Origin of the sequence: Ruminococcus sp. RTP21358st1_G6_RTP21358_211008 (genome assembly GCF_040908885.1) — a bacterium.
GTDB lineage: Bacteria > Bacillota > Clostridia > Lachnospirales > Lachnospiraceae > Blautia_A > Blautia_A faecis.
The window spans coordinates 42,036-54,213 of record NZ_JBDGDM010000017.1 but is presented as its reverse complement, the minus strand read 5'-3'; the positions used below and the strand labels follow the sequence as shown (position 1 = coordinate 54,213).

General features: G+C 43.7%; 10 protein-coding genes. 8 read left to right on the top strand and 2 right to left on the bottom strand.

All coding sequences use genetic code 11. The features are described 5' to 3' along the window. Positions 1-10 precede the first annotated feature (10 nt). Together AB5Z12_RS08790 and AB5Z12_RS08785 are read left to right on the top strand one after the other, a co-directional pair. Complete coding sequence (locus tag AB5Z12_RS08790) at positions 11-2,353, top strand: extracellular solute-binding protein (protein ID WP_368357296.1); 2,343 nt, start codon at positions 11-13, stop codon at positions 2,351-2,353. A 36-nt stretch (positions 2,354-2,389) separates the two neighbouring features. After that, the gene (locus AB5Z12_RS08785; RefSeq protein WP_368368613.1) at positions 2,390-3,667 is read left to right on the top strand and encodes a sensor histidine kinase; all 1,278 of its coding nucleotides are present in this window, start codon (positions 2,390-2,392) and stop codon (positions 3,665-3,667) included. Between the two features lie 13 nt (positions 3,668-3,680). On the opposite strand, the gene AB5Z12_RS08780 is transcribed toward AB5Z12_RS08785, so the two are convergent. Together AB5Z12_RS08780 and AB5Z12_RS08775 are read right to left on the bottom strand one after the other, a co-directional pair. Beyond that, on the bottom strand, positions 3,681-4,358 hold the full coding sequence (locus tag AB5Z12_RS08780) for a response regulator transcription factor (RefSeq protein WP_195590295.1): 678 nt from the start codon (positions 4,356-4,358) through the stop codon (positions 3,681-3,683). A 25-nt stretch (positions 4,359-4,383) separates the two neighbouring features. Beyond that, a complete protein-coding gene (locus AB5Z12_RS08775; protein WP_368357298.1) occupies positions 4,384-4,500 on the bottom strand; it encodes a DUF6783 domain-containing protein in 117 nt (38 codons plus the stop codon). Positions 4,501-4,577: 77 nt separating this feature from the next. Between AB5Z12_RS08775 and AB5Z12_RS08770 the strand changes: the two genes are divergently transcribed. The 6 genes from AB5Z12_RS08770 (at position 4,578) to argS (ending at position 11,954) form a co-directional block, all read left to right on the top strand. Continuing rightward, on the top strand, positions 4,578-5,423 hold the full coding sequence (locus tag AB5Z12_RS08770) for a carbohydrate ABC transporter permease (protein ID WP_173770078.1): 846 nt from the start codon (positions 4,578-4,580) through the stop codon (positions 5,421-5,423). 87 nt (positions 5,424-5,510) lie between these two features. Then, entirely contained in the window at positions 5,511-6,266 is a 756-nt protein-coding gene (locus tag AB5Z12_RS08765; RefSeq protein ID WP_195590310.1) for a carbohydrate ABC transporter permease, read from the top strand. 133 nt (positions 6,267-6,399) lie between these two features. Beyond that, entirely contained in the window at positions 6,400-7,806 is a 1,407-nt protein-coding gene (locus tag AB5Z12_RS08760; protein WP_195590293.1) for an HlyD family secretion protein, read from the top strand. A gap of 1 nt (position 7,807) precedes the next feature. After that, positions 7,808-8,839, top strand: a complete 1,032-nt coding sequence (locus tag AB5Z12_RS08755) for an ABC transporter permease (RefSeq protein ID WP_195590291.1) — start codon at positions 7,808-7,810, stop codon at positions 8,837-8,839. Between the two features lie 306 nt (positions 8,840-9,145). Continuing rightward, a complete protein-coding gene (locus tag AB5Z12_RS08750) occupies positions 9,146-10,015 on the top strand; it encodes a DegV family protein (RefSeq protein ID WP_173770081.1) in 870 nt (289 codons plus the stop codon). Between the two features lie 172 nt (positions 10,016-10,187). Further along, positions 10,188-11,954 carry an arginine--tRNA ligase gene (argS, locus tag AB5Z12_RS08745; protein ID WP_118579438.1) on the top strand — a complete coding sequence of 589 codons (1,767 nt, stop codon included), beginning with the start codon at positions 10,188-10,190 and terminating at the stop codon, positions 11,952-11,954. The last annotated feature ends 224 nt before the right edge of the window (positions 11,955-12,178 follow it).

Here is a 12,178-nt window from a genome sequence, read left to right as displayed (position 1 = left end):
GAAATTTAATATGCAAAAATATAAAAAATGGAAACAAGTTCTGTCTGTTTCTACAGCAGTAAGTCTATGCATTGCGGGTGCGGGAAGCCTGATGGGCTGCGGCAGTACTGACAGAGGGAAGGACAAGGCAGATTCCGTGGAATCCAAAGCAATGGGACGGTATCTGGAGAATGAACTGTCTGTGCCGGAAGGATGTATGGAGATTGTGGATTTGCAGGTTATGAAAGAGGGAAGCCTGAAAATGCTTGCAAGAAACAGTGATTACGAATTGATGCTCTACCAGTCCTCTGACAAGGGAAAGACTTGGGAAGAAGGGAAGAAGGTTGCCGGTTTTTTCGGTGTGGAAGGGGGATCCATTTATAAAGCAGCGCTTGGGAGAGACGGAAGTATTCTGATTGGCGTATATATAGAATCTGAAGATGAGAACAGCATGGGAAGTATGGAATATTATTATTGCCCCGCTGACGGTGAAGGAAAGAAGGTTGAAATCGGAGAAGATTTGGATGAAACCATGGCCTGGAGTATAGATATTGGGGAAAATGGCAACCTGTTTTTACAGATTTCAGGAAATGGAATCATGGAAATCAATCCTGTTGACGGGGCTGTGGTTCATGAGTATGAGAAAGGAAAATCCACAGATTATATGTGCGTAACTTCAGAGTATCTGATCGTGATTGCAGATGGAGATGTGCATTATTACGATGTGGCTTCCGGTAAGCCGGCAAGTGGAGGCGATGCACTGACTGCGCAGCTGAAAAAGACTCCTGCAAATCTGGAATTTGGAAATTCCTCCGGTACTGCCTTACTGTTTTTGGAGGGGGATGAGAAAGATACCATATTCTATGTGGATCAGACTGGTTTATACCGCTATGCATTTGGCGGCAATGTAATTGAGCAGGTAATTGATGGAAGCCTGAATTCCATAAGCTCTTCGAATAAGGCATTTAACTGTATGGCAATGGATTCGGAAGGCGTATTTTACATTGGTGAAGTTGATTACAACTCTGGCTTAAATGGTGGAAGGCTGCTTTCTTATAAGTATTCTGCAGATACTCCAACCGTACCGGATACAGAGCTCACCATATATTCCCTGGAAGAGAATTCCGGTATTCGACAGGCAGTTGTTATGTTTCAGAAGAAATATCCGGATATTTATCTCACACTGGAAACCGGAATGTCTGGAAACGATGGTGTAACACGTACAGATGCGTTAAAAACACTGAATACGGAGATTATGGCAGGAAAAGGACCGGATATTCTGATTCTGGACGGAATTTCTTCTGAAACCTATGCAGAACAGGGAATGCTGGAGGATTTAAGTGGAATTCTGAAAGATGCAGGATTGCTGGACAACATAGAAAGTGCTTATACAAAAGAGGATGGAAGTATCTATGAGATGCCGGTGAAATTTGGAATTCCTATGATAGAGGGAAACAAGGAGGATGTGCAGGCGGTGACAGATCTGGTTTCTCTTGCTGATGTGCTCACGAAGCACAAGGATGAATATGGACTGACTTCGGAAAACATCTATAAGCTGCCCTTACTTTATTCCATGTATCCACAGGCACTTCTGGAAAAACTGGCAGATAACAATTCCGCAGCATGGATGAAAGCGAATGGAACTCTGGATGAAGAAAAGATCAAGGGATTTCTGGAACAGTCCGAAAGGATTTATCAGGCTGGAAAGGATGCTATGGATGAATTAAAGGCTGCCTATCCACAGGCTTTTGATGACAGTGGACAGCCAGTATATGAAAGAGCTGGCAGTATTTCGGGAGAAACTGCCGTGCTGCTTTCCCGAAACTGTGAATTTGCTTTAGGTGATATTTTTTCGCCTTTGGATTTTGCATTTGTAAATTCTATGGCAGAGATAGATACTTCCTTGTCCTATGCACTTTGGAATGGGCAGATGGCAAATTGTTTCATTCCGGTCAACCGAATCGGAATCAGCTCCAGAGCTTCCCAGAAAGCTGCTGCTGAGAAATTTGTGGAATATTTATTTTCAGAGGAAGGACAGATGCTTTCCAGAGAAGATGGTTTCCCTGTAGTGGAAGCTGTTTACAATGGAGAGGACTACTGGAATCAGGGAGAGGCTGGAAACGTGTTAGTTACTGGCGGCAGCAGTAACAGCGAGAACGGTCAGGAATTGGTATACAGTATAAAAGTTCCGTCAGCTGATAAGGTGAATGAATTAAAACAGCTTGGAAAAATGCTTACAACTCCGGTTTTGGATAATACAATCATTACCAGTGCTGTTTGTGAAAACGGAGTGCGTTACCTGAATGGGGAAATCAGTCTTGATGAGGCTGCGAATGCAGTCATGCAGCAGGTGAATCTGTATCTGGCAGAATAGAAGGAGTAAGAGATGTTTAAAAAGCTTCACAGGCAAATGACCATATTTGAATCACTGATCACAAGCGGAATACTGATCCTGATGGCAGTTTCCTGTCTTGTGATCTCCGAGAGAGGGCTTACCCATAATACTTATGAGAGATTTTTAAATAATGGAAATTCCTGTGTGGCTTATCTGGAAAATCAGACTGTGCTTTCTCACAAGTGGATACTGGAAGCAAAGCAGGAATACAAAGTGGAATTTCGCATTCTGAATAACGGAAAAAAGCTGTATTTTGATAAGCTGGATACAGAAAGCTGGAATCAGGATAAAAAGGAAGAAAATCTGAGCTCTGTAGGAAATATGCTGACAGAGGCTGCCAGAATTTCCAGGGAAGAGCAGGGGCTTGATGTGGACTATATGGGAAGCCTCTCTCTTTCCAAAACGGTTTATTTTGAAACTTCAGATTTTTATGCATGTACAGCCTTGATTCCTAAGGGAAACGGCGTGTTAAGCCTGGTGCTGGTATATCCTCTTGATGGGTTGAAAACACAGATCTTTCATCAAAGAGTCTGGTTTGGAGTCATGGTGCTGCTTGCAGTTCTGGCTTTGGTTACATTTTCCTGGTTTTTTACAGGAAAAATGCTTCGCCCTCTGGAAGAGAATCAAAGGAAACAAACCCAGTTTATTGCTTCGGCATCCCATGAACTGAGATCTCCGCTGGCTGTGATATTGTCAAGTGTACAGGCAATGGAATCTGACTGGGAAAACGCCGGCAGATTTTTGAAAACCATAAAAAGTGAGGGAGACAGGATGTCCCGGCTTATCGGGGATATGCTTTCTCTTGCAAATGCGGACAATAAATCCTGGAGTATTATGAAGACAGATTGTGAGCTTGACACCTTGCTTCTGGATACATATGAGAAATACCAGCCTATTCTGCATGGAAAAAAGATTTCCCTGAAAGTAGTTCTGCCAGAGGAGCCTCTTTCTATCTGTAAGTGTGACAGTGCCAGAATCAGTCAGGTGCTGGGAATCCTTTTGGATAACGGGGCAAGCTATGTGCCGGCCGGTGGCAGGATGGAAATGGGAGTAAAAGAAAATGAAAAATATTTTCAGCTTTATGTACAGGATAATGGTCCGGGAATTCCGGATGAGAATAAGGAGGCTGTATTCCGAAGATTTTACAGGGCTGATCCGGCCAGAAAGGAGAAACAGCATTTTGGACTTGGACTTTGCATTGCCAGGGAAATTGTGACGTTACATAAAGGGAGTATCCGTATTCTGGATACTCCGGGTGGCGGCAGTACATTTGTGATAAGATTACCGAAATAAAACTAGAGCGTGTTTACTGACAGACTTCCAACTGATAACCTATTCCGCGTATGGTTTTGAGAGCCAGTGTGCTTTCCACGGATTTCAGGCGGCGACGGAGAAAATGTATGTAGTTGTCAAGATTTCCCTCTTCTACGTCGGATTCCATGCCCCATACGCGGGAGAGAAGAAGGTTTCTGGGAAGAACCTGACCGGGATTTCGGAGAAATACTTCCAGAAGGGCACTTTCGCGGCCGGAAAGAGTGCATTCTTTTGCACCCTTGGTAAGGCGCCCGCATTCAGGATCAAAAGCAATATCTCCCAGCTTCAGAAGATTTAAGTCACCCCATTTTCCGGGACGGCGCATAATGCTGTGGATTCTTGCAAGAAGTTCTTCAAAGGCGAAGGGCTTTACCATGTAATCATCTGCTCCACAGTTCAGTCCGTTGACCTTGTCCTGTAGTTCGCCAAGTGCCGTAAGGAAAATAACAGGGGTTGAGATGTTGGACTGTCTGGCTTCTTTCAAAACCTGAGTTCCATCCATGGAAGGAAGCATGCGGTCCAGAAGTACCAGATCATACATATTTTCCCGCATATAGTAAAGACCTTCCGCACCATCCAGACACATATCTACCGTGAAATTTTCTTTTTCAAGTGCAAGCTTTGTAAGCTGTGCCAGATCTTTGTCATCTTCTATTATTAATATTCTCATAGGAAACTCCTCTTCTTATAATCTGTTATCCATTATATACGCAAATCTCTAAAATTTCTCTAATTAATTTTAAAGCCTGTTTGAAAACCGGACAAAATCTCCCACAAATTGTGGCGCACATCTTGCAGAAAGCCTTTTTCAAACACGCTTTAGAGAAAGAATAGAGATTTCTCTGCTATTTTTATAATGCTGAATGAAAGGTAGAAAAGAGGAAATTTTTTGAAAAGAAAACATGCCCTGAAAGGGATTTTATTTATTCTCCCTAGCTTTGCAGGAGTCTGTGTATTCTGGCTGCTTCCTTATGTGGATGTGATCCGCAGATCTTTTTTTGGAGCTGTAAATGGAGTGTTTACTGGATTTATGAATTATCAGATGATATTTTCCAATCAGGCATTTCTTCTTGCCGGGAAAAATACCTTGCGGTTTTTCGGAATCTGTATTCCGTTACTGGTGGTTTTGTCACTGGCAGCTGCTGTCCTGCTAAATGGACTTGGGAAAAATCAGAAGCAGCTGATGAAAACCGCATTTCTGCTTCCAATGGCCATTCCAGTTGCTTCTGTGGCAATTTTATGGAAAGTACTCTTTAATGGACAGGGGCTTTTGAACCATTTTCTGGAAATGTTGTCGTTGAAAAGTATAGACTGGTTGAATACAAAGGCTACCTTCTGGGTGCTGGTGATCAGTTATATTTGGCGAAATTTAGGGTATGACATTGTACTGTGGCTGGCAGGCCTTTCCACAATTCCGGAATCTCTTTATGAGGCAGCAAAGGTGGATGGAGCCGGTGCCTGGAAATGCTTTACCAGGATTACCTGTCCCAATCTTTTACCCTCTCTTTTTACCATTGTAGTTCTGTCGCTGCTGAACGGCTTTAAAGTATTCCGGGAGGCTTATCTGGTCGCAGGAGATTATCCACAGGAGAACATGTATCTTCTACAGCATCTGTTCAATAACTGGTACAGAGACCTGGCCATGGATAAGATGGCGGCTGCGGCAGTGGTTACTGGAATTGCGATCATGGTTCTGGTACTTTTACTGCAAAAAGCATGGGAAAGAGAGGATTAAGAAGTGAAAAAGATAACTTGTTTTTTTCTTGTACTTTTAGCTTTGGTCTTTATATTTCCTGTTTTATTTCTGGTAGTTGGTTCTATTATGGGAAAAAATGAGCTTACAGATCTGCTGTTTCCAGTGCTGCAGGAGGGGGCGAAAGGATATGCTTCCTGGAAGCTGTTTCCGGAATATCCGACTCTGAAACATTACGTGGAAGTACTGCTGGATTCACCGGAATTTTTCGTAATGTTCTGGAACTCGGTGAAGATCACAGCTGGTGCCCTCGCTGGCGGGCTTCTGGTTGGAATGCCTGCTGCATGGGGATTTGCCAAATTTGATTTTCCAGGGAAAAATATATTGTTTACTTTGTATATTGCACTGATGATGATGCCGTTTCAGGTTATGCTTCTTGGCAGTTATCTGGTGTTGGATAAAATTGGGCTTCTTGACTCGCTTTTGGGGATTGTTTTCCCGGCGGTTTTTTCTACATTCCCCATATTTATTATGTACCGCTTTTTCAAAGGGATTCCTCTGGCGTTTCTAGAAGCGGCAAGACTTGACGGTGCAGGTGAGCTTAGACTGTTTTTTATAGTTGCCATCCCCTTGGGCTCACCTGGCGTCATTTCTGCCATTGTTCTGGGCTTTCTGGAATACTGGAATCTGATCGAACAGCCGATGGTATTTTTGAAAACAAAAGAATTGTGGCCGTTGTCTTTGTACCTGCCAAATATTGAGTTGAAACAGGCAGGGTTTGCATTTGCGGCCTCTGTGGTGGCTCTGGCCCCGGCAGTTCTGGTATTTTTGTCCGGACAGGACTATCTGGAGCAGGGAATTGTCTCTACGGCGGTAAAAGAATAAAAAGAGAAACAACTGGAAAGTGACGATAAAAAAACGACAGTTTGATAAAATATATTGTCAATGGAATTTAAAAGAAATAGTTAGAATGCAGAGTGTTTTACAAATATGTTCAGGAACAGAATGGGAGTTTGACATGAAGAAAAAATTAATTCAGGCAACTTGCCTGTTTTTTGTAATGATGCTGATTTTTACCATATTGTCAAGAGTTTCGGATTCTGTAAATGTGATACAGATCCAGACTAAGAACCCGGCAAATCAGATGATCACTCATGAGGTGAAAGGCTCTGGAAAAGTGGAGGGTAGTCAGGAAGTGGCGGTGTTTGTACTGGAAAATCTGCAGGTGGAGCAGGTGATGGTACATGCAGGGCAGACTGTGAAAAAGGGGGATATTTTATTGAAGCTATCCCAGAACAGCATTCAGGCGGCTTTGAAGAATCTGGACGATAAAGTAAAAACTCTGGAAGGGCAGGTAAAGGATCTGGAAAGCCAGAAAAAGGTGAACAGCCAGAAGCGTGCAGCGGAGCAGGCATGGGCTGGAAATTCTTATGATCTGGCTGTGCAAAGCGGAAATGTTTCCGTGGATAATGCAAGGGCGGAAGTTCAGATAGCCCAACAGAGACTTGATGAATTTTACAGGGAAAAGGAAGCAAAGACTTCTGGGGATGATTTAAGTGGCTTCACAGATGGAGAGGAAGGGTTTAATGATGGTGAGACCATTGCAACACAGGAGGACGATTCCACCACAGAAACTGCCCTTCAGGATGATCTGCGAGCCAGACAGGAAGCATTAAATGAAGTGATCGCGGGAAAAAATCAGACTTTGGCAAGTGCCGGAAAAGCAGTGGCCGATGCCAGTACGCCGGAGGCTTCAGACAGTACCTTGGAGAACTTACAAAGAGAACTGGAAAATGCCAGAGCAGATATGGAAAAGGTTACAGTGCTTCAAAGCACAGAGGGAGTGATTTCGTCTCCTTCTGACGGTGTGATCAAAAGCCTGTCCGTGCAAACCGGAGACCTTACAGGACAGACTGCAGCAGTAGTTTTATATTCAGCCGATGGTGCTCTTCGAATGACTGGTACCATCTCAAAAGAAGATATAAAATATGTATCTGCCGGTGCAGACGTGAAAATCACAGATAATAACAATAATGATATTTCTGGCGCAACAGTGGAAGATATAACAGAAAATAAGGAGGATAATGATATTCGTGACCTGTCCATCATAATGCCGGCGGACAGTCTGTCCATCGGTCAGAGCGGAGATTTTTCCATATCAAAAGATGCTGGGCCTTATTCCTGCTGCGTTCCGCTTTCAGCGCTGTACCAGGAGAATGGGAAGGTCTATGTGTATGTTACAGACACAGAAAATACAGTGCTTGGAACGGTAATGGTTGCAAGAAAAGTGGAAGTTACTGTGCAGGATAAAAACCAGACAACTGCTGCATTGGTTGAGGGAAGCCTTTCTACGGATCAGGCTGTGATCGTCCAGGCAGACAGGGAACTGAAGGATGGAAGCAGGGTGAGGATTTCTGAAAATTAGCATGGAAAGTGAAAAGAAGAATTACTGTTCCAAATATCTGAAGGTTGTTATGGCAGTATTGCTGGCCGCAGCTTTATTTTATTCTGGAATGAAAGATTATGTGAAGGTGGGAAAAACAGATACAGCGGTGGTTGAACTGTATGGAGATTATCCTGCAGTAAACCTGGCGAAGCAGATCTGGGAAAATTATCAAAGTAGTGATGAGATTACAGATTTCTGTTTTGTGTGGAATGGAGGAGTTCAGGTGGTTACGAATCCAGAGGATTTCAGACAGACAAATGCCCGGGTGACAGGCATTGTGGGAATGGCTGCTTTGTATGACCGACAGGCTGCTTTATTAGAAGAGAATGATGAAACCGGATGCGTGATCGATAAAGACACAGCCCTGGAGCTTTTCGGCAGTGAAAATTGTGCGGGAAGTCAGTTGACTGTGGGAGAGCAGATTTACGAAGTGCGGGGTGTGGTATCCTGGAATCAGCATACGATGCTTATCCGTCCGTTACAAAAAAATCAGGTTTGTACTCAGGTTCTGATCAGAGGGAAAAAAGGTCAGAATCTGGAGGGTGCTGCATCTGATTTTCTCGTGGGAAACGGACTATCCGGAATATTAGTGGATGACAGCTGGCTGGAAGTGATTTTGCCCTGGTTTCCAGTGGCTTTTCTTGTAATGCTTATAATAACTGTTTCCAGGTGGCTGTATGAGATGGAGCACGAAATCTGGGAAAATGGAATTCAAAGAAATAGAGAAAAGAAAATTGATTTTAGAAAATGCAGTTGCTTTGTTATTAGAATTTTACTGTGGGGAATCGGCCTCTTTTTTTGCGTAAGGCTTTTATCCCATATTCCCCAGAGCTGGCTGCCGGACAAATGGTCAGATTTCTCTTTCTGGCCTGCGAAGCTCCGGAAAACAATGGAAGCTTTCCGCTGGTACATCATGTTCCCGAAAACTATGGCGCAGGCGGAGCGGCTGATGGGCGGAATTGGCTGTATTATAAAATGTGGGGCAGCAGTGCTGCTTATAGGGGCGGTGTAGGCTGTCTTTTTTTCTTTTTTGCCAAAAGAATTTTACAGATGAAGAAATATTTTGGTACATTTTTTTCGAGACTTTTCTTTAAAGTGTTTGCCAGACTGGAGCGCAGGTATTATAATAGACTTTAAGACCCTGAATAGGGAAAGAAGATTTACAGTCGCTGTTTACTGGGAAAAAAGAACCAGCTGCCAGAAAAAAAAGGCAGGACGGCGGCGAGTTTGTTACTGTTCATTGGTAAGGTTCGCGAAGCGTGCTGCTGTGAACGAAGTGAACAGGAACATGAGTTTTTATGAGATAAGGAGAGATTGAATGAGTAAGATTGCCATTGTAACGGACAGTAACAGCGGCATTACACAGGAGGAAGGACGCAGACTTGGAGTGTCTGTTATTCCTATGCCTTTTTTTATTAATGAGAAAATGTACCTGGAGGGAATTACCCTGAGCCAGGATGAATTTTATCAGTGGCTGAAGTCGGATGCTTCTATTTCCACTTCCCAGCCAAGCCCGGGAGAGACTATGGGATTATGGGACAATCTTCTGAAAGAGTATGATGAGATTGTACAGATCCCGATGTCAAGTGGTCTCAGCGCTACCTGTGCTACTGCAATGGGACTTGCCCAGGAGTATGAGGGCAGAGTGCACGTGGTAGATAATCAGAGAATTTCCGTAACCCAGCGTCAATCTGTGGAGGACGCGATTGCTCTTCGGGATGCAGGTAAGAGCGGAGCTGAAATTAAGAAGATCCTGGAAGAAGAGAAATTTAATTCCAGTATTTATATTACCTTGGAAACCCTGAAATATCTGAAAAAGGGCGGCAGGATCACACCTGCTGCAGCTGCAATCGGTACCGTTTTGAATCTGAAGCCGGTGCTGCAGATCCAGGGTGAGAAGCTGGATGCTTTTGCCAAGGTAAGAGGCAAGAAGCAGGCCAGACGTACTATGCTGAAGGCTATGAAGGCAGATTTTGAGGGACGCTTTGCACCGTTTGTCCAGAATGGAGAAATGTGTCTTCAGGCTGCTTACACAGGTAATCCGGAAGAGGCAGAAGAGTGGAAGCAGGAGATGCAGGAAACCTTTCCTGGTATGGAAATCCATATGGATCCGCTGTCACTTAGTGTGGCATGCCATATTGGATATGGTTCTCTTGCAATCGCATGTTCTAAGAAAGTAACTGCATAGAAGCTAAGAAATGGCTATAGTTTTTAAACATTAGTTTTGGATGTCACCTATAGATAGTAATTGAAAAGAATTGATTTTTTTAGAAAAGATTCCGAAATAGAATATATATTTTCGGAACGAATTCAGAAGAAAACAGAAGTATTCTCTCTGAGAAGAAAATTTAGGAGGATTTATGAAAAAACTTACAGACTACATGGCAGAAGAGCTTTCTGCAGCATTTGAAAAAGCAGGATACGATTCATCCTACGGTAAAGTAGGCGTTTCCAACCGTCCTGACCTTTGCGAATACCAGTGCAATGGTGCCATGGCGGGAGCTAAGGCTTATAAGAAAGCACCATTTATGATCGCAGATGACGTAGTGGGCAATCTGGCAGATTCCAAAGTATTTTCCATGAAAGAAATGGTAAAGCCCGGATTTATCAACCTGAAAGTCAGCGAAGAGTTTCTTGCAGATTATCTGAAAGAGATGGAGAAGGATGAGAAGCTTGGTGCAGACACAGCCAAAGAGCCGAAGACCATCGTAATCGATTACGGCGGACCGAATGTTGCCAAACCTCTTCATGTAGGTCATCTCCGTTCTGCAATTATTGGTGAAAGTATTAAGAGAATCGGTCGTTTCGTAGGCCATAAGGTGATCGGTGATGTTCATCTTGGTGACTGGGGACTTCAGATGGGACTGATCATTACAGAGCTGAAGCACAGACAGCCGGAGCTTGTATATTTTGATGACAGCTATACAGGTGAATATCCTGCAGAGGCACCTTTTACTATCAGTGAGCTTGAGGAGATTTATCCATGTGCAAGCGGCAAATCCAAGGAGGATGAGGCATACCGTCAGGAAGCACTGGAGGCAACTCATCTTCTTCAGCAGGGTAAGCCGGGGTACATGGCTCTCTGGAACCACATTATGAGTGTTTCTGTTACAGACCTTAAGAGAAACTATGCGAATCTGAACGTATCCTTTGATCTGTGGAAAAAAGAGTCTGATGCGCAGCCTTACATTCCGGACATGGTAGAGATGATGAAGGAAAAAGGCTTTGCATATGAGGATCAGGGAGCGCTTGTTGTAGACGTTAAAGAGGAGACCGATACCAAGGAAATCCCGCCATGTATGCTTCTGAAATCAGATGGAGCATCTCTTTATACTACTACAGACCTTGCCACAATTGTAGAGCGTATGAAGCTGTTCCAGCCAGATGAGATCCTTTACGTTGTTGACAAACGTCAGGAGCTTCATTTTATCCAGGTCTTCCGCTGCGCAAGAAAGACCGGTCTTGTGAAAGAAGACACAAGGCTTTCCTTCCTTGGCTTCGGTACTATGAATGGAAAAGATGGCAAACCGTTCAAAACAAGAGAGGGCGGTGTTATGCGCCTTGAGAACCTGATTGCCGATATTGATGAGGAAATGTTCACAAAGATCGTAGAGAACAGAAGTGTCCGTGATAAAGATGCAAGAGATACTGCTAAGATTGTAGGTCTGGCAGCAATTAAATATGGCGATCTTTCCAATCAGGCTACCAAGGATTATATTTTTGATGTAGACCGCTTCACCTCTTTCGAGGGAAATACAGGTCCGTACATCCTTTATACAATCGTTCGTATCAAATCCATCCTGAACCGTTATGTGGAAGCAGGCGGAAACCTTGAAGCAGGTGAGATACTTCCGGCATCTAACGGCAGCGAGAAGAACCTGATGCTTCAGCTCAGTGGATTTGGAAGCATGATCGAGAGTGCATTTGAGGAAAAAGCTCCGCATAAAATCTGTGCATATATTTATGAGGTTTCCAATGCATTCAACAGCTTTTATCATGAGACCAAGATCCTCAGTGAAGAGAATCAGGCGCAGAAGGAATCCTATATCCGTCTTCTGCAGCTGACCAAGAGAGTGCTTGAGACAAGTATTGATCTTCTTGGATTCGAGGCACCGGATAAGATGTAATAAAAGAATAAGCAGATTATGAGGGCATGGTCTGTGGTATGGAGCTGTGGCACTTTCTGGAAAAACTGGAAGTGAGCAGCTCCCTTTTTCTTTACGCAAGCGACGTGACCAGGTTCATGCCTGCATGAGACGCTGACGGCTGCTGTGATAAGAGGTAAAGCTTACATAGTGTGTTTTGTCTCATTTTTGTATCGTTATGCTTTAAGGCAGAAAGGAAATGTCAG